This window comes from Sulfitobacter sp. R86518 (assembly GCF_042466275.1).
In the GTDB taxonomy this organism is placed as follows: domain Bacteria; phylum Pseudomonadota; class Alphaproteobacteria; order Rhodobacterales; family Rhodobacteraceae; genus Sulfitobacter; species Sulfitobacter pontiacus.
This window is the reverse complement of sequence record NZ_JAXHCA010000005.1, coordinates 1,235,714-1,259,872: the sequence shown is the minus strand read 5'-3', so window position 1 is coordinate 1,259,872 and position 24,159 is coordinate 1,235,714. Positions and strand designations below refer to the sequence as shown.

Here is a 24,159-nt window from a genome sequence, read left to right as displayed (position 1 = left end):
ATGTTCCTCCCGTTTTATGTCATGTGTTGGGTCGAGTTAAGCACGCCAAAGGGGCGTTGAGAACAGAAATTTTTCGCATGGGTTGAACTTCGCGGGCGCGGCGCGGCGACGGGCCTTGCGTCAGGGTCGGTCAGCCGCGTCTTGGTTGCGGGCGGGTGGCGATCTCTTTCAGCAGGCCGCCCACCCCCATGCGGGCGATATCGCGCGGGGATACCTCTATGCCGCAGATCACCCGCGACAGCACCCAATCCGCCCCATTCAACGCAGGAGAGCGCGCGCAGCCCGGCAGGCCGATCACCGGCGTATCGCCCATCTGCCCCAGAAACAGCAGATTGCCCGGATCAACCGGCATGCCAAAGCGCGAGACCTCTCCGCCCGCGGCGCGCAGGGCCTGCGGGGCCACGTCATCAATGTCAGAGGTGGCAGAGCCGGTGAGGATCAGCGTCAGCGCCGTATCCGCCGCCGCAATGGCATCGCGCAAAGCGGTGACCTCATGCGGGACCATAACGACTTTTTTCAGATCCACATTCAGCGCAGAAAGCCGGTCTGCGATGGCCTTTTTCCCCTTGTCGCCCGCGCCGCCGTCAATCTCGGTGATGATCAGCGTCGCGTCCTTGATTTGCGGTGGCACCAGCCGGATCGCGCCGCGTCCGGCATCACAGGCGGCAGCAAGATCGCTTTGCGCGACGGCGTAAGAGATAATCTTGATGGTCGCCACCATGCCCCCCGCTGCCATCTGCTGGAACGGCGGGACCGTGGCCAGCGTGATCATCGGGTGCACGGCGTTCAACGCTTCAAGCGCGCCCACATCCAGCTGCGCCACCCCCGGCCCATCGGCCAGCAGGTTCACGCGACCGGTAAAGGCGCGCGTCATCGTCAGATGGGGATGCGCCGCCAGAACGGCCTGCGCCACTTGTGCCGCGGCGGTGTTTTCATCCACATCCCCTGACGCGAGCTGCGCCACAATGATACGGTCGATGCCCTCTGCCCGAAGCGCGGCCAGATGGGCGGGCTCTAGCCGTAACCCCTTGCGCAAACGGCCCGAGGGCAATGCGATGGAATGAGCCAGCACGGCACCCTCGGCCTGCGCCGTGTCGATGGGGCCGAACTTCACGGTTTTCTCAGGGCTTGGATCATCTGCGACAGGATCGACACCGCGATCTCGGGCGGGCTGGCGGCCCCGATGTCCAGCCCGACGGGGCCGTTGATGCGCGCGATGTCGGCAGCGGTAAAGCCCGCCTCTTCTAGCCGTGCCACGCGGGAGGAATGGGTGCGTTTCGATCCGAGCGCCCCGATATAGAAGGCGTCGGACCGGAGTGCGATATGCAGCGCGGGATCGTCCAGTTTGGGGTCGTGGGTCAGCAGCACAACGGCGCTGCGGGTATCAACGCCGACGGTGTCCATCGCCGTGTCCGGCCAGTCGTTGACGACCTGTGCATCTGGGAACCGCGCTTGCGATCCAAACGCCTCGCGCGGGTCGATGACCACGGCGTCAAAGCCCGCGACCTGCGCCATGGGCACCAAGGCTTGCGCGATGTGGACCGCCCCGACGATCAGCAGCCGCAGCGGCGGGTTGTGGATCGCGACAAATGTATCGCCATCCTCTTCAACGCCGGAACGGTCCATGCGAAAGCGGTCTGCATAGCCGCCCGTGACCAAGCGCCCCACCCCGCCCGACAGGGGCACCTGATAGGCCACAGGCTGGCGCGCGGCGCGGGCGCGGACGAGGTCGCCCAGAACGTCAAACGGCATCGCCTTTTCGCCCACAGGTTCGACCAACACGCAAATCTTCCCGCCGCAGGCCAGCCCCACGGCAAAGGCGTCACCATCGCTGACGCCATATTCCAGCAACCGCGGCGTGCCGTCCTCGATCGCCTCAAGCGCTTCGACCACCACGGCCCCCTCGACACACCCGCCCGAGACAGAGCCCTGCATCTCGCCATCTGCGGCGATGGCCAGCTGCGCGCCAACCCGTCGCGGGGCAGAGCCCCATGTCTCCACCACCGTGGCCAGCGCGGCCCCGCGGCCCGCTTGCGCCCATGCATAGGCGCGTTCTGGTGCGTTCTCGAAAATCTCCATGGCGGGTGGTCTCCTTACCTTGTCGCGGCGGCGACTGTTCTTATGTAGGGCGTCCCATGCCCCCGCTCAATGAGATAACGGGGAGATAACTTGCACGCCGCCCTGCACACTACTACATCTTGGGCAATGACATGCCAGACGGAGCGCCCCACACATGCCCATGCAAGCCCGCGAAATCGAAGACCTGCTGCGCGAGACCTTTCCAAACGCCAAGATCACCGTCGAAGGCAATGACGGCGTGCATATGGCCGCGATGATCATCGACGAAAGTTTCCGTGGCCAGAACCGTGTGCAACAGCAACGTGCCGTCTATGCCGCGCTCAAGGGCCGGATGGATGGATCGAACGGCGATTTGCACGCGCTGGCGCTGACAACCAAAGCGCCGGATTGATCCGGTGGACCCGATCCTGGTCCTGATCCTCAGCGTCTTGGTGCTGATCGTGGCGGTTCTGCGCGGCCTACAGGCGCTGAAGCACACACGCGACACCGAACGCGGATCAAAGCCGGGCAAGGGCTATCACGAAATTGACGCGACCTATCATTCGGGTGGCGGTGGCGGCGGGCATCAGACCAACTACCGCATCCCCCGCGACCCTCAAGAATACGCGAAACGCTTTATACCAAGGGACAAATCGAAATGACCGACGTAAAGACGCAAATCCACGAAACCATCACCGCCAATAATGTTGTGCTGTTCATGAAGGGCAACAAGACGATGCCGCAGTGCGGGTTCTCGTCCCGTGTGGCGGGCGTGTTGAACTATATGAATGTCGACTACACCGACGTGAACGTATTGGCCGACGAAGAGCTGCGTCAGGGGATCAAGGATTTCTCTGACTGGCCCACCATCCCGCAGCTTTACGTCAAAGGCGAATTCGTCGGCGGCTGTGACATCATCACCGAAATGATGTTGTCGGGCGAGTTGGACACGCTGCTGGAAGACAACGGCGTCGCCTTCGACAAGGACGCAGCTGACAAGATCCGCGAAGCCAACGGCTAACGGCTAACGGTCGGCTGACAAAAAAACGGGTGCGCCTTGGATCAAGGGGCACCCGAACCGCGCTACGCAAATCGGCGCGCGCCCTGCATAGAACGCGTCACCGCGCCTGACACGCCGCATAGAGCGTGATATCTTCCTCCGCCGCCGCATCATGCCAGAATAGCGTCGCGGCGTCCCCCTTGGCCCACCAGACATAGCCAGAACCGTCCGAGGGCCATGCATAGCGCGCCCCTGATGCCGCGCGGGTCCGGACCAGCGTAACCATGCGGTTTTCCACATAAAGCACAGCCGTCGCCTCCCCCTGTTCTGGGGTGGTATAGGAAACCGGCACCTCGACCCCGCGCTCGCAGATATAGGTGGCAGTGACCGGCATGGCCTGCGCCAAAGCGCTGCCGCCTACCCCGAGCCACCACGCCGTCGCGGCCCCGAATGCGATGGCGTGCGGCAGGGTCACTGGGCCCCGTCTTGGGCCTTGTCTCGGGCCCTGTCTTGAGCTTTGTCTTCGATCTCGCTCGCCAAGGCTTCGGCGCGGGCGGCCATTTCGGCAAGGCTGTCGGTGACGCTTTGCGGGATGACAGGCACCTCGATCCGCTCGGGCTCCACCACGACATTGCGCAGGCTTGCAAGTTCCGCGTCACGCTCTGCCAGTTCGGCGCGGGCTTCCTTGATCTTATCCTCGACGCTGGCGGTTTTATCGGCAAGCAGCAGGCCCGCCATCAACAACATCCGCGCTTCGGGCATCCGGCCCACCTGATCCGACAACACCTGCGCTTCATCGTCGAGCATCTTGGCTGCGGCGTGCAGGTAGTCTTCCTCGCCCTCCTGGCAGGAAACTTCGAATTGGCGACCGCCGATAGAGATGGAAACTTCGGGCATCAGGCAGACTCCTCGGCAGTGGGAACAAGCGGGGTAAGAACAGAGAGGATCGCGTCCGCCTCTGCCACATCGGCGCGACGGGCGGCATGCAGCGCGTCAAGCTCTGCCTGCAAGGCGGCATTGATCAGATCGGCGTCCCCCACCCCTTCGGCATTGGCTTCGCGCAGCGCAGCGCAGGCATCGGCCAGCTGCGCATTGGCGCGGCGCACCCGCTGGATTTCCAGATCAAGCTTTTCGGTCTGGGCCTGTGCCGCGGACGCACTGTTGTTGCGCGCCTGTGCTGTGGCCAGCTCAGCCCGCAGATGGGCGGTTTCATCTTCCAGCCGCTTTTTCAGGGCAGTGACCTGTTCAGAAAGCTCTGCGTTGACAGCGCGCTCCTGCGCCAGTTCTTCCGAAAGATCGGGGACCTCCGCCTTGGCGACGGCCAGTTTGTCAGCTCCGCGCGATGCCCTTTCAAGCGCCGCCAAAATACGGCCTTGCAAGTGTTCTATGTCGCTCATCGCAGGGTTCCTCGTAAAACGTCGTATGTCAGTCGTAAAATGCAGTTTGCCAACCATCGAATCGCTGGTCAACGTGGTTTCCGCTGATCCTACCGAAACCAAAGGCGGAATACTGCCCCTTTAAGAACAATGCCTTGGCCCGGCGGAAAAGCTCTGCTGCGGGCGATGCCCTCTGGGCCTTGATCTTTGCGGGGTGGCTGGTATTGATCCGCGCAATCCCTTTTCCCCCTTATAAGGAAGCTTGCACCGTGGATCTGAACGCCCTCGCCAAAGCCCATCCCGCCCATTGGTCCAAAGCGACCGCCATTCGCGCCCTGACGCTGGACGCTGTCGCCGCCGCCAATTCCGGCCACTCGGGCATGCCGATGGGCATGGCGGATGTCGCCACTGTCTTGTTTGAAAAGCACCTGAAGTTCGACGCGTCCAACCCGCTGTGGCCTGACCGCGACCGTTTCATCCTGTCGGCCGGCCACGGGTCCATGCTGATTTATTCGCTGTTGCACCTGACCGGCTACGAGCAATTCCCCCTCGAAGAGATCAAGAACTTCCGCCAGATGGGCGCACGCACCGCGGGCCACCCTGAAAACTTCCTGGCCGACGCGATTGAAACCACCACCGGCCCGCTGGGTCAGGGGATCGCGAACTCTGTCGGGTTTGCCATGGCCGAGGAAATCCAGCGCGCGCAATACGGCAAGAAGATCGTTGACCACTTCACCTATGTGATCGCGGGTGACGGCTGCCTGATGGAAGGCATCAGCCACGAGGCGATTGCCCTTGCCGGTCGCCACAAGCTGAGCAAACTGATCGTGATGTGGGACAACAACGACATCACCATCGACGGCCCCGTCTCGCTGTCCGACAAAGTGGATCAGGTCGCGCGGTTCAAGGCGGCTGACTGGCACGTCATCGAAATCGACGGCCACAACCCCGACGAGATCGACGCTGCCCTGACCGAGGCGCGCAAATCCGATCTGCCCACGATGATCGCCTGCAAAACGCACATCGCGCTTGGTCACGCCGCGCAGGATACCTCGAAAGGTCACGGCGCGCTGACCGACGCGGACCAGATGGCCGCCGCCAAAGCCGCCTATGGCTGGACAACCGGCCCGTTCGAAGTCCCCGCCGACGTGAAATCCGCCTGGGAAGAAATCGGCAAACGCGGCGCAGACGACCGCCGCGCCTGGGAAGAGCGTTTCGACGCCATGTCTCGCACAAAGCGTGAAGAGTTCAACCGCGCGCTGGCCGGAGACGCCCCCAAGAAGCTGAGCGCGACGATCAAGGCGTTCAAAAAGCAGACGTCGGAAAACGCGCCGAAACTGGCCACGCGCGCCAGCAGCGAAAAGACGCTCGAGGTGTTGAACCCGCTCTATACCGAAACCGTGGGCGGCTCGGCTGACCTGACCGGTTCGAACAACACAAAGACCGCTGATCTGGGCGTGTTTGACGTGGACAACCGTGGTGGGCGTTATGTGTACTGGGGGATCCGTGAACACGGCATGGCCGCCGCGATGAACGGCATGGCGCTGCACGGCGGTATCCGCCCCTACGGCGGCACATTCATGTGCTTCACCGACTACGCCCGCCCCGCCATGCGCCTCGCCGCGCTGATGCAGGTGCCAAGCGTGTTCGTCATGACCCACGACAGCATCGGTCTGGGCGAAGACGGCCCGACACACCAACCCGTCGAGCATCTGGCCATCAGCCGCGCGACACCCAACACCTATGTGTTCCGCCCCGCTGACACGGTTGAAACCGCAGAGGCCTGGGAAATCGCGCTGAGCAGCAAGAAGACACCGTCCGTGCTGTCGCTGACCCGTCAGGGCCTGCCCACCGTGCGGCTTGAGCACAAGAACAAGAACCTCACCGAACAGGGGGCCTATGTTCTGGCGGACGCCGAAGGCAAACGTCAGGTCATCCTGATCGCCACCGGCTCTGAAGTCGAGATCGCGCTGAAAGCCCGTGACCTGCTGCAAGCCGAAGGCATCGGCACCCGCGTCGTATCCATGCCCTGCATGGAACTGTTCGCCGCCCAAGACGAAGCCTACCGCCGCCGCGTCCTCCCCGCCGGCCCCGTCCGCGTCGGCGTCGAAGCCGCCGTACGCCAAGGCTGGGACCGCTGGCTCACCGGCGAGCGTGGCAAGTGGAACAAGGCCGATTTCGTCGGCATGGACCGCTTCGGTGCCTCCGCCCCCGCGGAAGAGCTGTTCGAAAAGTTCGACATCACCCCGCAGAACGTCGCCGACAAGGCCAAAGCGCTGCTATGATCTGAGCTGTTTAGCGAGACGAGAATGGGGGGAGCATTTTGCTCCCCCTTTTTGGTTTGTGGGGGGCGCAGGAAACGTTCGATCCGACGACCATAGCAGTCGACACAGGGCTATCTGATCGACGCATTTTGCAGATTTGCGGTGGCTCAGAGGCAGACACACTGAGTGGAAATCATGGCATTTGCTGTGATCGGTTCCACCAAAAGCCAGCCATCAACAAATCTTGGTAGCGGCGAGATTTCAGGGCGGCTTCAGCCATTTGTTCCAACCCTAACCGTTCAAGTCTTTGGTCTTCGACAAGCGCCCCAATTCTAGACAGCATACTGTAGGCGCGAACCGCGTGCTCCCCACTCAGCGTGTCGGATTTTGCTAGCTCTGCCGCTTTCGCTTGCGCCCAAACACGTTGCCCTTCGCCCGTGTCACTTAGCAACAGCTGTTGCGCATGCTGCAGCTTTGCATAGGCGAGCTCTTCTTCGGAAAGGGCACCACGCGCCGCTAGCAAAAGCAGATCCACGTCCTGAACCGCAATCTCCGAGGTCAGCATGCTCATCCAAGAAAACAATGGTTGTTCCAACCCTGCCATATAGGCGATGGCTGTTTCAGTTTCTCCGAGCCGCGCCTTTAGCGTCGCCATTTCACGCCGTGCCTGCGCATCCAGCCGACGAGTGCCCCACCGAATACTCCCGATCTCAGAAGCGTCACTTGCAGTTTTCCCATCCTTCGTGCGAAACGTGCTAAGCGCCACGTCAAGCCGCGCCTGAACTTCCCCCTCGTCGGCACCAGCAAGTAACAAAACACGCGCAGCTTCAATATGTGCAAAGACGGGGAAGATCGCGGGTTCGGTGTCAGCTCGCTCCTCGAAGGCGCGTGCCAACTCAAGGGCAAGTGGCTGCAAGCCAAGGTCGACGGCGCGTTCAATAATGCGCTCCATCCAGACATATTCCGGAAAGGGCTTTTTTGTCGAGAACGCGGTAAAGGCCTCTTCCAGATACGTGGCTGCGAGGGTCATATCCGGCTCTGTCGCCGCGGCGGTCAAAAGTATGGAAAGATGCGTACCGCCTGCCTCGCGATAGAGCTGCAGAAATGTTGACGGCCCAATGAGCCGCATAAGGTTTGCACTTGGGTCGATGGAGGCGTTGTCCGTTCGCGGCAAGGATTGAAGCACCTTTAATGCTTTGTCTCGGTTCCCTAAAGCTGCGTGCAACTCAGCCGCTTCCACTAGGTGGCTAATGCGCGGCCTGACGGGTTCGTTTTGTGCAATATCGACGATGCGCTGCGCGATCTCTGATACTACGTCACGCGGGATTGCGTCCGCAGTGCTTCCGTCGCGCGCAGACAGCCCGTAGGGCCTGCGGCCAAGGAAATCTAGCGCAGTGATCCAAAGGGTGCCAGCACCAACGCCCGGTGTCATTTCCATCGCTTCCTGCAGGCTCTTGCCCTCGCGAAGCGCCCTTGTAAGACGGTGGCTAGCAAGCATCCTGTTGACGGTCGCCTCAACGTCCTCTGGCAGCGGCTCATTTTCGCTTTCAGCACGTAGCGCCAAGGCAAAAGCGTCGTCGATGCGACCCATTTGGGCCAACATGCTCACTTCAGGCATGTGTGGCGGAACGAAGCGCGCATCCATCGCCTGCTCTACGCCCAAGCTGGAGAGGCATTGAGACGAAGTATCGTTTTTGCACGCCGCGAAGCGTTCGTTTTCCGCGCGGATCGACGGGTCTAGGGTCAAGCCCAAGTAGACCAGCATCGCAGCCGACGTCGCTGCGAGAAAATATCTAAACGAGGTGTGAAACAAAAATGGGTTCCCTGTGCCGTCTCTAACACCGCTAGCTTGCAATTTAGGCGTAATATAGACGACGAAGCGGTAAATTCTGCCCCGCGGTCTTTAGGCAAGCTGAGCGCGCGCACACAAAAAAGGGGCGCAACCTGCGCCCCCTTCCGTTTCTCATACCCGCCCCGTTTACGCGTGTGCGCCGGCATCCTTGCGGTTGAAGACCGCGCGCCACAGCGGGGTGATGATCTTTTCGCCGACGGGGATCAGCACCAATCCAAGGGCCAGACCAAAGACACCGTCCATCGCGGCTTTGGCGATCCATTCGGCGGCACCTTCATACGCGACCGGCACCATATGGCCGAAAGCGACGGCGTAGTCGTGGATCAGGTGGCCAAGCGCGCCGAAGCCAAGCTCTTCCATACCGTGCACGATGATCGATCCGCCGACCCAGAGCATGGCCGCCGTCCCGATGATGGTCAGCGCCTTGAGGAACCACGGCATGCCGCGCACGATCCCGCGACCCAGACCACGGGTCAGGCCGAGATTGCCGTTCTTGGCCATATAAAGCCCCACATCATCCATCTTTACGATCAGCGCGACGGAGCCATAGACCGCGACCGTGATGATCACGGCGGCGGCGGCCAAAGCGCCTGCCTCCATCCAGAAATTTGACACCTCGAGGTTTGACAGCACGATGGTCATGATCTCGGCCGAGAGGATAAAGTCGGTCTTGATCGCACCTTTGGCCTTTTGCTCTTCCAGCTTGGCAGGGTCCTTGATCACCTTTTCATCGGCACCGGGCGGATGATCATCGTGGCCTTTTCCCCCAACCCCAAGCGCATGTACGATCTTCTCAGCGCCTTCAAAACACAAGTAGGCCCCACCCAACATCAACAAGGGCGCGATCAACCATGGCGCGAAATTCGACAGCAGCAAACCGGCGGGCAACAAGAAGACCAGCTTGTTCTTCAGCGACCCTTTGGTGATGCGCCAGATGATCGGCAGCTCGCGGTTGGCCTCGAAGCCGCTGACGTATTTCGGGGTCACGGCGGCGTCGTCGATGACAGCACCCGCGGCTTTGGCACTGGCCTTGGCGGCCTGACCGAACACATCATCCACGCTGGCCGCGGCCACTTTTGCAATCGCTGCTACATCATCCAACAGGGCTAATAGGCCGCTCATTCAGTCTCTCCATATTTGTTGGCGTAAGGGTAGCGCAGCGCAGGCAGAAGGCAAAGCCGATCTGAGGGTTATCGCTAACACGAATATTTATCGCTAACATACGGAAATTAGGGGGTTTTAGCCCTTTCCCCTGTTCACGACCACCAGATATAGAACCGGCAAAGTTCCAGATCTTTGCCAAAGGACGCCCCCATGACCATCAAAGTCGGTATCAACGGATTTGGCCGCATCGGCCGCTGCACCCTGTCTCATATCGCGGCGTCGGGCCGGGATGACATCGAGGTGGTGCGCATCAACGCGACCGGCCCGCTGGAGACTGCGGCACATCTGATCAAATACGATTCCGTCCACGGGCGTTTTCCCAATGACGTCAAAGTCGGCAACGGCACGCTGGATCTGGGACGCGGAGAGATGGAGGTCATGTCGACCTACCAGATGAATGAGCTGAACTGGGAAGGGTGCGACGTCGTGCTGGAATGCACGGGCAAGTTCAACGACGGGCTGCTGGCAAAGGTGCATCTGGATCAGGGCGCGAAACGCGTGTTGCTGTCGGCACCGGGCAAGAACGTCGACCGCACGGTTGTCTACGGCGTGAACGACGGTGAATTGCAGGCCTCGGACACGATGGTATCGAACGGGTCTTGCACCACCAACTGTCTGGCCCCGATGGCCAAGGCGCTGCATGATGCGTTCGGCATCGAAAGCGGCATCATGACCACCGTGCACAGCTATACCGGCGACCAGCCGACGCTGGACCGCCGCCACGAAGACCTGTACCGCGCGCGTGCCGCTGCGATGGCGATCATCCCGACCTCTACCGGTGCGGCGAAAGCCTTGGGTGAAGTGCTGCCCGCGCTCAAAGGCAAGCTGGATGGTACCGCCATGCGCGTTCCAACGCCAAACGTCAGCGCAGTTGACCTGACCTTTATGGCAGGCCGTGATGTCACGGTTGAAGAGGTCAACGAGGCCATGCGCGCCGCTGCAAACGGCCCGATGTCGCGGGTCTTTGCCTATGATGCGGAACAGAAAGTGTCGGTCGATTTCAACCACACCGAACATTCGTCGATCTTCGCGCCCGACCAGACCAAGGTCGTTGGCAACCGTCTGGTGCGTGTCCTGGCGTGGTATGACAACGAGTGGGCCTTCTCTGTCCGTATGGCCGATGTCGCCGTTGCCATGGGCAAACTGGGCTAAGACTTGCGACGCGCGGGTTGCCCTGTCATATCTGGGCCACCCGCAGGCAAGGACCACCGCCCCCATGGACACCCCCATCGCTGTCTCTCTCGCTGCTGTATTGCTGACCGCACTGGGGATTGATGCGCTGATCTATGGCAGCGAACATCTGATTTTCCTGACCAAGAAATTTGTCGACCTGATCGAATGGGTGGCGTTCTGGCGCTGATCCGACAGTCGGCCCCTTCCCTCCGATCGCTTCCGGCGCAATATTGCCCTGCACAGGTTGACTCTTTGTCATAAATGTCGATGTTAGCGCTATCAAATTCAGGAGGACGCCCCATGGCTACCAAATTGGCAATCAATGGCTTTGGCCGTATCGGTCGTAATGTTTTGCGCGCGCTGATGGAGCGTGGCGACGATGATTTGCAGGTGGTGGCGATCAACGATCTCGCCCCGCTGGAAACCAACGCACATCTGTTCGAATTCGACTCGGTCCACGGGCGCTTTGGCCGTCCGGTCACCCTGGGCGACAACACGATGGATGTGGGCCAAGGCCCGATCCGCGTGACCGCAGAACGCGACCCCGCTGCCCTGCCGTGGGGCGATGTGGAGATCGTGCTGGAATGCACCGGCATCTTCACCACGCGCGAGGCGGCGGCCAAGCATCTGGCGAATGGATCGAAGCGGGTCGTCATCTCTGCCCCCGGTAAAGACGACATGAAAACAATCGTCTACGGTGTGAACCACGATCTGATCACCGCCGAAGACACGGTGCTGAGCAACGCCTCCTGCACCACCAACTGCATGGCACCGCTGGCCAAGACCCTGCATGACGCCTTCGGCATCAAGCACGGCCATATGACCACAATCCACAGCTACACCGGCGACCAGCCGGTGCATGACACGGCGCACAGCGACCTGTACCGTGCCCGCGCCGCGGCGCTGTCGATGATCCCCACCACCACCGGTGCGGCCAAGACACTGGGTAAAGTGCTGCCCGAGCTTGACGGGCTGATCGGCGGCACCGCGATCCGCGTGCCCACACCGAATGTATCCTGTGTCGATCTGGTGGTCGAACTGTCGAAAGAAGCCACGGTGGAGGAGGTCAACGCCACCCTGCGCACCGCCGCCGAAGGCCCGCTGAAAGGCATCCTTGGTCTGGTTGAACGTCCTCTGGTGTCGATCGACCTGAACCACGATTCACATTCCTGTGTCGTGGCCCTTGATCAGACCTCTGTCCAAAGCGGGACACAGCTGCGGGTTCTGGGCTGGTATGACAACGAATGGGGGTTCTCGAACCGTATGCTCGACACCTCGCGCGAGGTTGCGAAAACCCTCTGATCGTTATTGCGAGAAACGCTTTAACAGCTCGGCATTGACGGCGGGCGTCACAAATTTGCTGACGTCCCCGCCAAGCCGGGCGATTTCCTTGACCAAACGGCTGGCAATCGCCTGATGCTCGGCCTCTGCCATCAAGAAGACCGTCTCGACGCTATCATCCAGCTTACGGTTCATCCCCACCATCTGATACTCATATTCGAAATCCGCCACGGCCCGCAGCCCGCGGATGATCATCTGTGCCCCCACATCATGGGCGCAATCGATCAACAGGTTCTCGAAGGGATGCACCACGATCTCTGTCCCGGTCTCCTGGTTCAGCTTGCGGCATTCCTCTTCGATCTGGGCGACACGCTCTTCCAGCTCGAACAATGGCCCCTTGTCGCGGTTGATCGCGACACCGATCACCAGTTTATCAACAAGCGTCGCCGCCCGCCGGATGATGTCGATGTGCCCCAAAGTAATAGGGTCGAAGGTGCCGGGGTAAAGGCCTACGCGCATGGGAGAGTCCAGTCATTTCAAGTCGTTATTCGAAGTGCAAGCAAGCATTTACACCGCGAAGATGCAACGCCAATTTCGGTGGGCTAGTGGCCCCTGATCATTCCCTCCAGGGCGTCTTTCTCCATCGAAAGCTCCATCAGGCGGGCCTTGACCACATCCCCCAAAGAGATCAGGCCGATCAGAACCCCATCCTCCAAAACAGGCATGTGGCGAAAGCGGCCTTGCGTCATCTTGGCAAGGATATCATCCGCGGTTTCATCCTTGGCGCAGGTGATCAGATCGCGCGTCATCAGCGCCTCTACGGTGTCGTCCAGACAGCCGCCGCCCTCGCGGCCAAGGGTGCGCACGATGTCACGCTCCGACAGGATACCATCGGGCGTTTTGCCGTCCGCTGACACGACTAGGGTCCCGATCCGCTTTTCCGACAACATCGCCGCCGCCTGCGAGATACGCGTGCCCGGTTTTACCGTCGTAACACTGTCATCCGCTTTGGTTTTCAGGATTTGGGAAACTAGCATGGTCGGCCCCTTCGCAAGAATATTACCTATAGGTCAGGTTCCCTTTAATACTGTTGCGTGTCAAGCAATTGCCTCCAGTTTCGCCACTTCGGCGCGGACGCCCTGCGCCAGAGCTTCCGCAAAGCGGCTCAGACGCAGATTGCGCCGGTCGTCTTCGTGGCGAATCAAATAAAAGGCGCGGCTCAGATGCACGTCACCGGTCAGGATGCGCGTCACCCCTGGCGTCGCAGGGAGCGAGAAATCATGCACAATCCCGACGCCGCCCCCTTGCCGGATCATATTCACCTGAACGGACACGGAATTAGAGGCCAGAGGCACCCGCGTCATGCCAAGCTCAGCCAGATAATCAAGCTCGCGATCAAAGATCATGTCGGGGATATACCCCACCAACCGGTGCCCCTGCAGGTCTGCAACGGTCCGGATCGCGGGACGCGCGGCAAGATAGCTGTCAGCGGCGGCAAGATGCAGCTGGTAGTCGGCGATTTTCTGCACAACCAGCCGTCCCGCCGTAGGTGCGCTGACCCCGATCGCCATATCCGCCTCGCGCCGCGACAGGTTGAACACCCGCGGCAGGGCGACAATCTGGATATCGAGCCCCGGATTATCCGCCACCAAACGGGCGCAGACCTGTGGCAGCAGATAATTGGCGCAGCCGTCCGGTGCCCCGATCCTGATCTGCCCTGCCAATTGATCCGACGGCACGACCACATCCGCCGTGGCCTGCCGCATCGCCTGCTCTGCGGCTTCGGCGCGCGACAGCAACTGCACGCCCGCCTCGGTCAGCGCGTAGCCCGAGGGCGATTTCACGAATAATACCGCCTGCATGGTCTTTTCCAGCCGCGCCATGCGTCGCCCCAAGGTCGCGGGGTCCAATCGCAACAGCTTCCCTGCGCCCGATAGGCTCTGCTCGCGCGCGACGGCCAGAAACAGCCGCAGGTCGTCCCAGTTTCCCATCATCGGCCACGGCACCTTTCACGTTTCGTTTTCTGCACAGACTTCATTTTGCCCGTAAACTCCGGGGACGTCCGAAGGACGGGGGCAGCGCCCCACCCTACCCTTTCAGCCCGCGCAAGGCTTTGCAATAATGCAAAACGATTTTGACGCCATGCCTCTTTTGCTTTGTTTTTTGCAAGCCTAACCTGCCGCCAAACGCACAGAAGGAGCATTCCATGCAAGAGTTGACCCATTACCTGAACGGTGCCCACGTCAAAGGCACGTCAGGCCGCTTTGCCGACGTGTACAACCCCGCAACCGGCGAAGTGCAGGCGAAAGTCCCGCTGGCTGGCGAGGCAGAGCTGGATCAGGCCGTAAAATACGCCATGGCCGCGCAACCCGCATGGGCCGCGGTGAACCCCCAGCGTCGGGCGCGGGTCATGATGAAGTTCGTGGACCTGCTGAACCGCGATATGGACAAGCTCGCCGAAGCGCTGAGCCGCGAGCACGGCAAGACCCTGCCCGACGCCGCCGGTGACGTGCAGCGCGGTCTGGAAGTGGTGGAATACTGCATCGGTGCACCCGAGTTGCTGAAAGGCGATTTCACCGACAGCGCGGGCCCCGGCATCGACATGTATTCCATGCGTCAGCCCCTTGGCGTGTCCGCAGGCATCACGCCGTTCAACTTCCCCGCCATGATCCCCATGTGGATGTTCGCCCCCGCCATCGTCTGCGGCAACGCCTTCATCCTCAAACCGTCCGAGCGAGATCCATCCGTGCCCCTGATGCTGGCCGAACTGCTGGAAGAAGCGGGCCTGCCCAAAGGTATCATTCAGGTCGTCAATGGCGACAAGGAAGCGGTTGACGCGATCCTGCATCACCCTGTCATTCAATCGGTGGGCTTTGTCGGCTCAACCCCCATCGCCGAATATATCTACGGCACGGGCTGCGCGAATGGCAAACGTGTCCAATGCTTTGGCGGTGCCAAGAACCACATGATCATCATGCCGGACGCCGATCTGGACCAGGCCGCGGACGCGCTGATCGGCGCGGGCTATGGCGCAGCGGGCGAACGCTGCATGGCGATCTCGGTCGCTGTGCCTGTGGGCGAGGAAACCGCCGACCGTCTGATCGAAAAGCTGGTGCCGCGCATCGAGAAGCTGAAAGTCGGGCCATATACCTCGGGCAATGACGTCGATTACGGCCCCGTGGTCACCGCAGCCGCGAAGGCAAACATCGAACGGCTGGTACAGACCGGCGTCGATCAGGGGGCCACGCTGGTTGTCGACGGGCGCGACTTTAAGCTGCAAGGCTACGAGGAAGGCTTCTTTGTCGGCCCGCACCTCTTTGACAACGTCACCCCCGATATGGACATCTACAAGCACGAGATCTTCGGGCCGGTGCTGTCCACCGTCCGCGCCAAAACCTATGAAGAGGCACTTGGCCTTGCGATGGATCACGAAATGGGCAACGGCACCGCGATCTTTACCCGTGATGGCGATGCGGCGCGTGACTTTGCGGCGCGCGTCAACGTCGGCATGATCGGGATCAACGTGCCGATCCCCGTGCCGCTCGCCTATCACACCTTTGGCGGCTGGAAGAAATCGGTCTTTGGCGACCTGAACCAGCACGGGCCGGATGCGTTCAAATTCTACACACGCACCAAAACCGTGACCTCGCGCTGGCCCTCGGGCATCAAAGAAGGTGGCGAGTTCAACTTCAAGCCGATGGAATAAGCCCCATCCTCGCCCTTCGGCGGCTTCCCCGCCGGAGGGTGCTTGCGCGACGCCCACGTGCATGCTTACAATTAAACACACGTTCAATTCGATCGGTCTTGGGAGGGATCACCGTTTATGGATTTCGCACTTTCAGAAGAGCAAACCGCGATTTTCGACATGGCCTATGGCTTTGGCCAGGAACATATCGCCCCTTTCGCCCAGAAGTGGGAGAAAGACGAAACAATCCCCAAAGACCTTTGGCCCAAGATTGCAGAGCTGGGCTTTGGCGGGCTTTACGTGTCCGAGGATGCGGGCGGATCCGGCCTGACGCGGCTTGATGCGACGCTGGTGTTCGAAGCGCTTAGCATGGCTTGCCCGTCGGTCGCGGCCTTTCTGTCGATCCATAACATGTGCGCCAAGATGCTGGACAGCTTTGCCAGTGACGACCTCAAGGCGCGGATCATGCCCGACATCCTGAGCATGAACACCGTGCTCAGCTATTGTCTGACAGAGCCCGGATCGGGCTCTGACGCGGCGGCGCTCAAGACAAAATGCACCCGCACGAACGAAGGCTATACCCTGAACGGCACCAAGGCGTTCATCTCGGGCGGCGGCTATTCCGACGCCTATGTCGCGATGGTGCGCACCTCGGATGAGGGGGCCGCGGGCGTTTCCACCGTCTATGTCGAAGACGGGACGGCGGGGCTTTCCTTTGGCGGGCTAGAGGATAAAATGGGCTGGCGCAGCCAACCCACGTCCCAGGTGCAGTTTGACGATTGCAACATTCCTGCCGGAAATCTGGTGGGTGAAGAGGGAAAAGGTTTCAAATATGCGATGATGGGGCTGGATGGCGGCCGTTTGAACATCGCCGCCTGTTCCTTGGGTGCCGCACAGACCGCGCTGAACGCCACGCTCACCTACATGGGCGAGCGTAAAGCATTCGGCAAACCCATCGACCAGTTTCAGGGTCTGCAATTCCGCCTTGCCGAGATGGAGATCGAACTGCAAGCCGCCCGCGTCTTCCTGCGACAAGCCGCGTGGAAGCTGGACACGGGCGCGCCGGATGCCACCAAGTTCTGCGCCATGGCGAAGAAGTTCGTGACAGAGGCAGGCAGCAAGGTCGTCGATCAATGTCTGCAACTGCACGGCGGCTATGGCTATCTGGCGGATTACGGCATCGAAAAGCTGGTGCGTGACCTCCGCGTCCACCAGATCCTTGAAGGCACCAATGAAATCATGCGCGTCATCGTGGCGCGGGATATGCTGAAGAACCGATGACCGATATCTCCATCCGTATTTCAGGGCGCGCGGGTCGGATCACCCTCACCCGCCCCCAAGCGCTGAACGCCATGACCTACGACATGTGTCTGGCCATCGAAGACGCCTTTGACGCTTGGCAGCATGACCCGAACGTCGATCTGATCATCCTTGACGCCGAAGGGGATCGTGCCTTTTGCTCGGGCGGTGACATCGCCGAACTTTACGCCACGGGCACCAAGGGCAACTACGCCTACGGGCGCAAGTTCTGGGCGGATGAATACCGGCTCAACGCCAAGATCTTCGCCTATACCAAGCCCGTCGTCTCCTTCCTGCAGGGGTTCACCATGGGCGGCGGCGTAGGCATCGGCTGTCACGGCTCGCACCGCGTGGTGGGGGAAAGCAGCCAGATCGCGATGCCGGAATGTGGCATCGGTCTGGTGCCCGATGTGGGCGGCAGCCTGATGCTGGCGCTGGCCCCCGGACGGGTGGGCGAATATCTGGGCACAACCGCGTCACGTATGAAGGGTGAAGATGCAATTTACGCCGGTTTTGCGGATACTTACATCGCAGAGTTAAACTGGCCCGACGTGATAGCCGCGCTTGAGAATTCAGGCGATGTGGCCATTCTGGAAACCGCAAGCACCACGCCGCCCGCCTCTGCACTAGAGGCGCAGGCGGCCGAGATTGACAGTATGTTCGGCGGCGAAACGCTGGCGGATATCCTCAACGCCCTGCGCGCATCCGACAGCGAATTCGCTGCAGACACGCTCAAGAAGATGCAGCGCAGCAGCCCGTTGGCGATGGCCTGCACGATCGAGATCATCCACCGTCTGCGCGGCCCCTCGCTGAGCATCGAGAAGGCGTTGGATATGGAATACCGCTTTACCTTCCGCGCGATGGAGCATGGCGACTTCCTTGAAGGGATCCGCGCGGCGATCATCGACAAGGACCGCAACCCCAACTGGCAATATGCCGATATGAACGTCCCCCTTGCCGCGACAGCCAAGATGCTGCGCCCGCTGGCCGAGGACGCCCTGACACTGGAGAGAACCACATGAGCATGAAGATCGGATTTATCGGACTGGGCAACATGGGCGCGCCTATGGCGACCAACCTCGCCAAAGCGGGCCACGACGTGGCGGGCTTTGACGTGGCGGGCACCACGGCAGAGGGCGTGCGCGTTGCAGACAGCCTTGAAGCCGCCGTGGCGGGCATGGACGCGGTGATCACGATGCTGCCCAACGGGTCGATCCTGCGGCAAGTGGCGGCGCAGGCGATCCCCCATATGGCGCAGGGCACGCTGTTCATCGACTGTTCCACCGTGGATGTGGAAAGCGCGAAGAACACCGCGCAAGCCGCTGAAGATGCAGGCATAATGGCCGTTGACGCCCCCGTGTCTGGCGGTATCGGCGGGGCATCTGGCGGCACGCTGACCTTTATGGCCGGCGGGTCGACGCAGGCCTTTGCCAAGGCCAAGCCCCTGTTCGACATCATGGGGCAAAAGGCGGTGCATTGCGGCGATGCCGGTGCGGGGCAAGCGGCGAAGATTTGCAACAACATGATCCTCGGCGTCACCATGATCGCCACCTGCGAGGCCTTTGCGCTGGCCGATAAACTGGGGCTGGACCGGCAGAAGATGTTCGACGTGGTCAGCACCTCGTCGGGCTATAGCTGGTCGATGAACGCCTATTGCCCTGCCCCCGGTGTTGGCCCCACATCGCCCGCAGACAATGGCTACACCCCGGGCTTCGCGGCGGAGCTGATGCTCAAGGATCTTGGGCTGTCGCAGCAGGCAGCAGAGATGGCAGATGCAGACACCCCGATGGGAGAGCTGGCCCGCGCGCTCTATGCGCAATTCGTCGAGAACGAAGACGGAAACGGCAAGGATTTCTCTGCCATGCTGCCCCGTTTCGAAACCCGCGGCCGCAACGGCTGACACGGAAAAGCAAGCGGGTTCCCGCCGTCTCCTCCCAGCGACGGAAACCCGCGCGCCGTTCGTTTGTTACTGTATCGACACTGTAACGGAGAACGAGCATGAAAACCCTTACCCTCGCCGCAAGCGCCTTCGCCGTGCTGGCCTTCAGCCCGGCCGTACAGGCGGCCTCTGCCTCCTATGGCGCGTCGGGGCATTACGATGTCGCGGCACCACAGGTGATCTTGGCCAAGCATGATAAGCACGATGACAAAAAGCATCAAAAGCAGCACAAGAAAGCTGTTAAAGAATACAAAAAGGCGATCAAGAAACACGAGAAGCAGCACAGCGACAACGGGCGTCATCTTGCCAAAGGGCATGACAAGCACCACCACGCCAAAGGCGACAAGCTGACGCGCTACGTCGTGATCGAACAGCCCCACCGGCATGGGCTGACCCGCTACAACCGCTACGTTCAGGACGACGGCTATGTCTATGCCGTGGACCCGCAAACCAATGATGTGCTGGCGCTGATCGGTCTGGCATCGCGCCTCCTAAACTAAACTGCGCCGCGAAACCCTAAGATTTCTTGAAAAATGCCCCGCCTGATTAGGACGGGGCATTTTTGTGTCTACCGCAGTGGCGGCAATGCTATTCGGCAGCAACCTTACGCGGGGCGAGCATTGGTTTGAGGTAGTGGCCGGTATAGCTCCCCTCGACCTCGGCAACCTGTTCAGGCGTGCCGGTCGCGACCACCTGCCCGCCGCCATCGCCGCCTTCTGGACCAATGTCGATGATATGGTCCGCGGTCTTGATGACATCGAGGTTGTGTTCAATGACGACCACAGTATTGCCCTGATCCACCAGCTCGTGCAGCACCTCTAGAAGCTTGCGCACGTCTTCAAAGTGCAAACCCGTGGTCGGTTCATCCAGGATATACAGCGTCCGGCCTGTAGAGCGTTTGCTGAGCTCTTTCGACAGTTTGACGCGCTGCGCCTCCCCGCCCGACAGCGTCGTCGCCTGCTGACCCACCTTGATGTAGCCTAGGCCCACACGCATCAGCGCATCCATTTTTTCGCGGATGCTGGGGACCGCCTGAAAGAAGCTCTGCGCGTCCTCGACAGTCATATCCAGCACGTCAGCGATGGATTTGCCCTTGAACTTCACCTCAAGCGTTTCGCGGTTATAGCGCTGGCCTTTGCAGGTTTCACATTCGACATAGACATCCGGCAGGAAGTGCATCTCGATCTTGATCACACCGTCGCCCTGACAGGCCTCGCAGCGGCCGCCCTTGACGTTAAAACTGAAACGTCCGGGCTTGTACCCGCGCGCCTTGGCTTCGGGCAGACCGGCGAACCAATCGCGGATCGGGGTGAAGGCACCGGTATAGGTCGCCGGATTCGACCGCGGCGTGCGCCCGATGGCGCGCTGGTCAATGTCGATCACCTTGTCCAGATGCTCCAGCCCCTTGATCGTCTCGCACGGCGCGGGCGTCTGGCGGGCCCCGTTCAGGTTCATCGACGCGGTCTTGAACAAGGTCTCGATCGTCAGGGTCGATTTGCCACCGCCTGACACACCCGTCACGCAGACGAATTTGCCCAATGGATAGTCGACCGTGACATTCTGGAGGTTGTTCCCCGTCGCCTTGACCACACGGATTTTCTTTTTGTTCCCCTTGCGCCGTTTGGCGGGCACCGCGATCTCGCGTTTGCCGGTAAGGTATTGCCCTGTCAGCGAATTCGGATCATTGGCGACCTCTTGCGATGTCCCGTGGCTGACCACCTGCCCGCCGTGCACACCGGCCCCCGGCCCGATATCAAAAACATAATCCGCCTCCCGGATCGCTTCTTCGTCGTGTTCAACGACGATGACCGTATTGCCCTGATCCCGCAGGTTTTTCAGGGTCTGGAGCAAGCGGTCATTATCGCGCTGGTGCAACCCGATCGAGGGTTCGTCAAGCACGTAAAGCACCCCCGTCAGCCCCGACCCGATCTGCGACGCAAGCCGAATACGTTGGCTTTCCCCCCCGCTGAGCGTCCCGCTAGAGCGTGCCAGCGTCAGATACTCCAACCCGACATTGTTGAGGAATCCCAGACGTTCGCGAATTTCCTTGAGGATCGCGCGCGCGATTTCGTTCTTCTGAACGGTTAGATAATCGGGCACCTTGGTGCACCAGTCAAAAGCTTCGCGGATCGACATTTCAACGACTTGTCCGGCATGCAGCAGCGTATCGCTATCGCCATCCGACGGGCCGATCTTGACAGCAAGTGCTTCTGGTCGCAGGCGGTAGCCGTTGCAGGTGCCACAGGGGCGGTTGTTCTGGTAGCGTTCGAATTCTTCGCGGATCCAGTTGCTATCCGTCTCGCGGTAGCGGCGCTCCATATTGGGGATCACCCCTTCGAACACGCGGCTGACCTCGTACACACGGCCGCCTTCGTCATAGCGGAACTTGATCTCTTCCTTGCCGGAGCCATGCAGGAACACCTGCTGCACCTTCTCGGGCAGGTCTTTCCATCGCGTATTTTCACTAAATTGATAGTGTTTTGCGATGGCTTCGATCGTTTGCTTGAAATACGGGGACTTACCTTTGCGCCACGGGGCCAGCGCACCGTCATAGACCTTGAGATTCTGGTCGGGCACCACAAGGCGTTCATCAAAAAACAACTCTTTGCCCAGACCATCACAGGACGGACAGGCACCGAAAGGAGCGTTGAATGAAAACAGACGCGGCTCGATCTCGGGGATCGTGAAGCCGCTGACAGGACAGGCGAATTTTTCGCTGAAGGTATGACGCTCGGGCTCGCCCTCGGTCGGGGCGGTTTCCAGCACGGCGATCCCATCAGCCAGATCAAGCGCTGTGCGCAAGGAATCCGCCAAACGCGTCTCTAGCCCCTCGCGGACCACGATACGGTCGACAACCACGTCGATGTCATGGCGGAACTTCTTGTCCAGCGTGGGCGGCTCGTCCAATTCGTAGAAGTCGCCGTTCACTTTTACCCGCTGAAAGCCCTGCTTGCGCAGCTCAAGGAACTCTTTGCGGTACTCGCCCTTCCGGTCACGAATGATCGGGGCCAGCAGATAGGCGCGCGTGCCTTCGGGCATGGTCATCACGCGATCAACCATATCCTGCACCTGCTGCGCCTCGATCGGCTTGCCGGTCGCGGGGGAATAGGGCGTGCCGACGCGCGCAAAAAGCAGGCGCATATAGTCATAAATCTCGGTGACCGTCCCCACGGTAGAGCGGGGGTTTTTCGACGTGGTCTTCTGTTCAATCGAAATCGCTGGCGACAGGCCGCTGATGTGATCCACATCGGGTTTCTGCATCATATCAAGGAATTGCCGCGCATAGGCGCTGAGCGATTCCACATAGCGCCGCTGCCCTTCGGCATAGATCGTATCGAACGCGAGGCTCGATTTACCCGACCCGGAAAGCCCGGTAATCACAACCAGCTTGTCGCGCGGAATGTCCACGTCGATGTTCTTTAGATTGTGTTCGCGCGCGCCGCGCACTTCGATGTTCTTTAGCTCAGCCATATCGGACCCCCGTTAACGCTTAGTACATAGGTGCGTGCTACGGATTCTCCAACGAAAAAATAAGAACACAAGGGGAACGACACTATCGCGGCGCATTTTGGGCTACCATTACGACGGCAAACGCCCGGCAACATTGAATATGTCACCGGGCGTTGCAAAGATCAGGACCCCGCTATGCGCGGGCAAAGCGCTACATATGGATAACGCGTCCGTAAGCATCCAGCACCAATTCATGCATCATTTCTGACAAGGTCGGGTGCGGGAAGACGGTGTTCATCAGGTCTTCTTCGGTGGTCTCAAGCTGACGCCCCACGACATAGCCCTGGATCAGCTCGGTCACCTCGGCACCCACCATATGCGCGCCAAGCAATTCGCCTGTTTTAGCGTCAAAGACGGTTTTGATCATCCCCTCGGGCTCGCCAAGGGCAATCGCCTTGCCATTCCCGATGAAGGGGAAGCGACCCACCTTGACGTCAAAGCCAAGCTCTTTCGCCTTGGCTTCCGTATACCCGACGGACGCGACCTGCGGGTGACAATAGGTGCAGCCGGCGATGGATTCCGGTTTGACCGGGTGCGTGTGTTGACCCGCGATCAGTTCGGCGACCATCACCCCCTCGTGCGAGGCTTTATGCGCCAACCAAGGGGCACCGGCGATGTCACCGATGGCATACAGCCCTTCGACGCCGGTCCGGCAATATTCATCGGTCACAACATGGGTCCGATCAATTTTCACGCCCAGATCCTCCAGCCCAAGATCCTCGACATTGCCAACGATACCCACGGCGGAGATCACCGTGTCAAACTCATGCTTGGTCACCTTGCCGCCCGTTTCGATATGGGCCGTTACCTTGTCGTCAGCGCGGTCCAGTTGTTTGACAACGGCCTTCTGCATGATCTTCATGCCCTGATTTTCGAACTGCTTTTTCGCGAATTTGCTGATCTCTTCATCCTCGACAGGAAGGATACGATCCATCACCTCGACAACAGTCGTGTCTGCGCCCAAGGTATTGTAAAAGCTTGCGAATTCGATACCGATCGCGCCAGACCCGATCACCAGCAGCTTTTTCGGCATATGGGGCGGCTGCAAGGCATCCTTGTACATCCAGACGCGTTTTCCGTCTGCTTCCAGCCCAGGCAGGTTGCGTGCCCGCGCACCTGTCGCCAGTACGATATTCTTGGCGGTCAGCGTCTCTTCCCCGTCTTTCGACTTAACCGACACTTTACCTTTGCCCGCTAACGTCGCCGCGCCCATGAAGACCGAGACTTTGTTCTTTTTCATCAAATGCCCGATACCGCCGGACAACTGCCCCGCAACTTTGCGCGAACGTTTGACAACTGCCTCCAGATCATAGCCGATATTGTCTGCCTTCAGGCCAAACTCGCTTGCGCGCTGCATCAGGTGGAAGACTTCCGACGACCGCAAAAGCGCTTTGGTCGGGATACAGCCCCAGTTAAGACAAATGCCGCCTAGATGCTCACGCTCTACAATGGCGACCGAAAGCCCCAGCTGCGCCCCCCGGATGGCCGCAACATAGCCCCCCGGCCCCGCACCAATCACGATCAGATCAAAGGATTTCGCAGCCATTATGCAACCTCG

The 24,159-nt window shown here is 60.4% G+C and carries 24 protein-coding genes; 12 read left to right on the top strand and 12 right to left on the bottom strand.

What is annotated here, in order from left to right:
- Positions 1 to 130: 130 nt before the first annotated feature.
- Both SJY36_RS07065 and SJY36_RS07060 read right to left on the bottom strand, forming a co-directional pair.
- On the bottom strand, positions 131 to 1,114 hold the full coding sequence (locus SJY36_RS07065; protein ID WP_386173867.1) for a molybdopterin-binding protein: 984 nt from the start codon (positions 1,112 to 1,114) through the stop codon (positions 131 to 133).
- Complete coding sequence (locus tag SJY36_RS07060; RefSeq protein WP_386173865.1) at positions 1,111 to 2,079, bottom strand: XdhC family protein; 969 nt, start codon at positions 2,077 to 2,079, stop codon at positions 1,111 to 1,113. The genes SJY36_RS07065 and SJY36_RS07060 overlap by 4 nt, the downstream gene beginning before the upstream one ends.
- A gap of 154 nt (positions 2,080 to 2,233) precedes the next feature.
- On the opposite strand from SJY36_RS07060, the gene SJY36_RS07055 reads away from it, so the two are divergent.
- The 3 genes from SJY36_RS07055 to grxD are packed head-to-tail and all read left to right on the top strand — an operon-like array spanning position 2,234 to position 3,079.
- A complete protein-coding gene (locus SJY36_RS07055) occupies positions 2,234 to 2,470 on the top strand; it encodes a BolA/IbaG family iron-sulfur metabolism protein (protein ID WP_005853000.1) in 237 nt (78 codons plus the stop codon).
- Between the two features lie 4 nt (positions 2,471 to 2,474).
- Positions 2,475 to 2,720 (top strand): hypothetical protein, encoded by a 246-nt coding sequence (locus SJY36_RS07050; protein WP_386173863.1) that lies wholly within the window; start codon positions 2,475 to 2,477, stop codon positions 2,718 to 2,720.
- On the top strand, positions 2,717 to 3,079 hold the full coding sequence (gene grxD / locus SJY36_RS07045; RefSeq protein WP_386173861.1) for a Grx4 family monothiol glutaredoxin: 363 nt from the start codon (positions 2,717 to 2,719) through the stop codon (positions 3,077 to 3,079). Before SJY36_RS07050 ends, grxD begins: the two co-directional genes overlap by 4 nt.
- Positions 3,080 to 3,176: 97 nt before the next feature.
- On the opposite strand, the gene SJY36_RS07040 is transcribed toward grxD, so the two are convergent.
- The 3 genes from SJY36_RS07040 to SJY36_RS07030 are packed head-to-tail and all read right to left on the bottom strand — an operon-like array spanning position 3,177 to position 4,455.
- A complete protein-coding gene (locus SJY36_RS07040; RefSeq protein ID WP_386173859.1) occupies positions 3,177 to 3,533 on the bottom strand; it encodes an MliC family protein in 357 nt (118 codons plus the stop codon).
- Positions 3,530 to 3,955, bottom strand: coding sequence for a cell division protein ZapA (locus tag SJY36_RS07035; protein WP_386173857.1), 426 nt, complete (start codon positions 3,953 to 3,955; stop codon positions 3,530 to 3,532). The genes SJY36_RS07040 and SJY36_RS07035 overlap by 4 nt, the downstream gene beginning before the upstream one ends.
- Positions 3,955 to 4,455 carry a hypothetical protein gene (locus tag SJY36_RS07030; protein ID WP_132996737.1) on the bottom strand — a complete coding sequence of 167 codons (501 nt, stop codon included), beginning with the start codon at positions 4,453 to 4,455 and terminating at the stop codon, positions 3,955 to 3,957. Before SJY36_RS07030 ends, SJY36_RS07035 begins: the two co-directional genes overlap by 1 nt.
- Before the next feature lie 248 nt (positions 4,456 to 4,703).
- On the opposite strand from SJY36_RS07030, the gene tkt reads away from it, so the two are divergent.
- Positions 4,704 to 6,719: a transketolase gene (gene tkt / locus SJY36_RS07025; protein ID WP_037944997.1), complete on the top strand. Its 2,016-nt coding sequence runs from the start codon at positions 4,704 to 4,706 to the stop codon at positions 6,717 to 6,719.
- A gap of 172 nt (positions 6,720 to 6,891) precedes the next feature.
- Here the strand turns inward: tkt and SJY36_RS07020 are convergent, their stop codons facing one another.
- Positions 6,892 to 8,511 carry a hypothetical protein gene (locus SJY36_RS07020; RefSeq protein ID WP_386173855.1) on the bottom strand — a complete coding sequence of 540 codons (1,620 nt, stop codon included), beginning with the start codon at positions 8,509 to 8,511 and terminating at the stop codon, positions 6,892 to 6,894.
- A gap of 165 nt (positions 8,512 to 8,676) precedes the next feature.
- On the bottom strand, positions 8,677 to 9,672 hold the full coding sequence (locus SJY36_RS07015; protein WP_386173853.1) for a DUF808 domain-containing protein: 996 nt from the start codon (positions 9,670 to 9,672) through the stop codon (positions 8,677 to 8,679).
- A 192-nt stretch (positions 9,673 to 9,864) separates the two neighbouring features.
- Between SJY36_RS07015 and gap (SJY36_RS07010) the strand changes: the two genes are divergently transcribed.
- From gap (SJY36_RS07010) to gap (SJY36_RS07000), 3 genes are all read left to right on the top strand, one after another.
- Positions 9,865 to 10,866 (top strand): type I glyceraldehyde-3-phosphate dehydrogenase, encoded by a 1,002-nt coding sequence (gene gap, locus SJY36_RS07010; RefSeq protein WP_037944033.1) that lies wholly within the window; start codon positions 9,865 to 9,867, stop codon positions 10,864 to 10,866.
- 64 nt (positions 10,867 to 10,930) lie between these two features.
- On the top strand, positions 10,931 to 11,074 hold the full coding sequence (locus SJY36_RS07005) for a hypothetical protein (RefSeq protein WP_005852981.1): 144 nt from the start codon (positions 10,931 to 10,933) through the stop codon (positions 11,072 to 11,074).
- Positions 11,075 to 11,187: 113 nt separating this feature from the next.
- Positions 11,188 to 12,189 (top strand): type I glyceraldehyde-3-phosphate dehydrogenase, encoded by a 1,002-nt coding sequence (gene gap / locus SJY36_RS07000; RefSeq protein ID WP_386173850.1) that lies wholly within the window; start codon positions 11,188 to 11,190, stop codon positions 12,187 to 12,189.
- A gap of 3 nt (positions 12,190 to 12,192) precedes the next feature.
- Here the strand turns inward: gap (SJY36_RS07000) and coaD are convergent, their stop codons facing one another.
- The 3 genes from coaD to SJY36_RS06985 all read right to left on the bottom strand — a co-directional run bounded on the left by coaD (position 12,193) and on the right by SJY36_RS06985 (position 14,162).
- On the bottom strand, positions 12,193 to 12,687 hold the full coding sequence (gene coaD / locus SJY36_RS06995; protein WP_005852979.1) for a pantetheine-phosphate adenylyltransferase: 495 nt from the start codon (positions 12,685 to 12,687) through the stop codon (positions 12,193 to 12,195).
- Positions 12,688 to 12,770: 83 nt separating this feature from the next.
- On the bottom strand, positions 12,771 to 13,205 hold the full coding sequence (locus tag SJY36_RS06990) for a CBS domain-containing protein (RefSeq protein WP_005852978.1): 435 nt from the start codon (positions 13,203 to 13,205) through the stop codon (positions 12,771 to 12,773).
- Between the two features lie 60 nt (positions 13,206 to 13,265).
- Positions 13,266 to 14,162, bottom strand: a complete 897-nt coding sequence (locus SJY36_RS06985; protein ID WP_009826775.1) for a LysR family transcriptional regulator — start codon at positions 14,160 to 14,162, stop codon at positions 13,266 to 13,268.
- A 212-nt stretch (positions 14,163 to 14,374) separates the two neighbouring features.
- Between SJY36_RS06985 and SJY36_RS06980 the strand changes: the two genes are divergently transcribed.
- From SJY36_RS06980 to SJY36_RS06960, 5 genes are all read left to right on the top strand, one after another.
- Positions 14,375 to 15,874, top strand: a complete 1,500-nt coding sequence (locus tag SJY36_RS06980; RefSeq protein WP_132996742.1) for a CoA-acylating methylmalonate-semialdehyde dehydrogenase — start codon at positions 14,375 to 14,377, stop codon at positions 15,872 to 15,874.
- Between the two features lie 117 nt (positions 15,875 to 15,991).
- Positions 15,992 to 17,134 carry an acyl-CoA dehydrogenase family protein gene (locus tag SJY36_RS06975; protein ID WP_386173847.1) on the top strand — a complete coding sequence of 381 codons (1,143 nt, stop codon included), beginning with the start codon at positions 15,992 to 15,994 and terminating at the stop codon, positions 17,132 to 17,134.
- Positions 17,131 to 18,174 carry an enoyl-CoA hydratase/isomerase family protein gene (locus SJY36_RS06970; protein WP_386173845.1) on the top strand — a complete coding sequence of 348 codons (1,044 nt, stop codon included), beginning with the start codon at positions 17,131 to 17,133 and terminating at the stop codon, positions 18,172 to 18,174. The genes SJY36_RS06975 and SJY36_RS06970 overlap by 4 nt, the downstream gene beginning before the upstream one ends.
- 2 nt (positions 18,175 to 18,176) lie before the next feature.
- Positions 18,177 to 19,052, top strand: coding sequence for a 3-hydroxyisobutyrate dehydrogenase (gene mmsB, locus SJY36_RS06965; RefSeq protein ID WP_289083055.1), 876 nt, complete (start codon positions 18,177 to 18,179; stop codon positions 19,050 to 19,052).
- A gap of 98 nt (positions 19,053 to 19,150) precedes the next feature.
- Positions 19,151 to 19,591 carry a hypothetical protein gene (locus tag SJY36_RS06960; protein ID WP_005852967.1) on the top strand — a complete coding sequence of 147 codons (441 nt, stop codon included), beginning with the start codon at positions 19,151 to 19,153 and terminating at the stop codon, positions 19,589 to 19,591.
- 88 nt (positions 19,592 to 19,679) lie between these two features.
- Here the strand turns inward: SJY36_RS06960 and uvrA are convergent, their stop codons facing one another.
- Both uvrA and lpdA read right to left on the bottom strand, forming a co-directional pair.
- The gene (gene uvrA, locus SJY36_RS06955; RefSeq protein WP_037944026.1) at positions 19,680 to 22,562 is read right to left on the bottom strand and encodes an excinuclease ABC subunit UvrA; all 2,883 of its coding nucleotides are present in this window, start codon (positions 22,560 to 22,562) and stop codon (positions 19,680 to 19,682) included.
- Between the two features lie 190 nt (positions 22,563 to 22,752).
- Positions 22,753 to 24,147 (bottom strand): dihydrolipoyl dehydrogenase, encoded by a 1,395-nt coding sequence (gene lpdA, locus SJY36_RS06950; protein ID WP_386173842.1) that lies wholly within the window; start codon positions 24,145 to 24,147, stop codon positions 22,753 to 22,755.
- Between the last annotated feature and the right edge of the window lie 12 nt (positions 24,148 to 24,159).

What these genes read in the sequence shown, in the direction of transcription:
- SJY36_RS07060 (WP_386173865.1), bottom strand. Translation starts at nt 2,079, where the DNA reads ATGGAGATTTTCGAGAACGCACCAGAACGCGCCTATGCATGGGCGCAA.
- SJY36_RS07055 (WP_005853000.1), top strand. Translation starts at nt 2,234, where the DNA reads ATGCCCATGCAAGCCCGCGAAATCGAAGACCTGCTGCGCGAGACCTTT.
- grxD (WP_386173861.1), top strand. Translation starts at nt 2,717, where the DNA reads ATGACCGACGTAAAGACGCAAATCCACGAAACCATCACCGCCAATAAT.
- SJY36_RS07035 (WP_386173857.1), bottom strand. Translation starts at nt 3,955, where the DNA reads ATGCCCGAAGTTTCCATCTCTATCGGCGGTCGCCAATTCGAAGTTTCC.
- SJY36_RS07030 (WP_132996737.1), bottom strand. Translation starts at nt 4,455, where the DNA reads ATGAGCGACATAGAACACTTGCAAGGCCGTATTTTGGCGGCGCTTGAA.
- SJY36_RS07015 (WP_386173853.1), bottom strand. Translation starts at nt 9,672, where the DNA reads ATGAGCGGCCTATTAGCCCTGTTGGATGATGTAGCAGCGATTGCAAAA.
- gap (WP_037944033.1), top strand. Translation starts at nt 9,865, where the DNA reads ATGACCATCAAAGTCGGTATCAACGGATTTGGCCGCATCGGCCGCTGC.
- SJY36_RS07005 (WP_005852981.1), top strand. Translation starts at nt 10,931, where the DNA reads ATGGACACCCCCATCGCTGTCTCTCTCGCTGCTGTATTGCTGACCGCA.
- gap (WP_386173850.1), top strand. Translation starts at nt 11,188, where the DNA reads ATGGCTACCAAATTGGCAATCAATGGCTTTGGCCGTATCGGTCGTAAT.
- coaD (WP_005852979.1), bottom strand. Translation starts at nt 12,687, where the DNA reads ATGCGCGTAGGCCTTTACCCCGGCACCTTCGACCCTATTACTTTGGGG.
- SJY36_RS06990 (WP_005852978.1), bottom strand. Translation starts at nt 13,205, where the DNA reads ATGCTAGTTTCCCAAATCCTGAAAACCAAAGCGGATGACAGTGTTACG.
- SJY36_RS06985 (WP_009826775.1), bottom strand. Translation starts at nt 14,162, where the DNA reads ATGATGGGAAACTGGGACGACCTGCGGCTGTTTCTGGCCGTCGCGCGC.
- SJY36_RS06980 (WP_132996742.1), top strand. Translation starts at nt 14,375, where the DNA reads ATGCAAGAGTTGACCCATTACCTGAACGGTGCCCACGTCAAAGGCACG.
- SJY36_RS06975 (WP_386173847.1), top strand. Translation starts at nt 15,992, where the DNA reads ATGGATTTCGCACTTTCAGAAGAGCAAACCGCGATTTTCGACATGGCC.
- SJY36_RS06970 (WP_386173845.1), top strand. Translation starts at nt 17,131, where the DNA reads ATGACCGATATCTCCATCCGTATTTCAGGGCGCGCGGGTCGGATCACC.
- mmsB (WP_289083055.1), top strand. Translation starts at nt 18,177, where the DNA reads ATGAAGATCGGATTTATCGGACTGGGCAACATGGGCGCGCCTATGGCG.
- SJY36_RS06960 (WP_005852967.1), top strand. Translation starts at nt 19,151, where the DNA reads ATGAAAACCCTTACCCTCGCCGCAAGCGCCTTCGCCGTGCTGGCCTTC.
- uvrA (WP_037944026.1), bottom strand. Translation starts at nt 22,562, where the DNA reads ATGGCTGAGCTAAAGAACATCGAAGTGCGCGGCGCGCGCGAACACAAT.
- lpdA (WP_386173842.1), bottom strand. Translation starts at nt 24,147, where the DNA reads ATGGCTGCGAAATCCTTTGATCTGATCGTGATTGGTGCGGGGCCGGGG.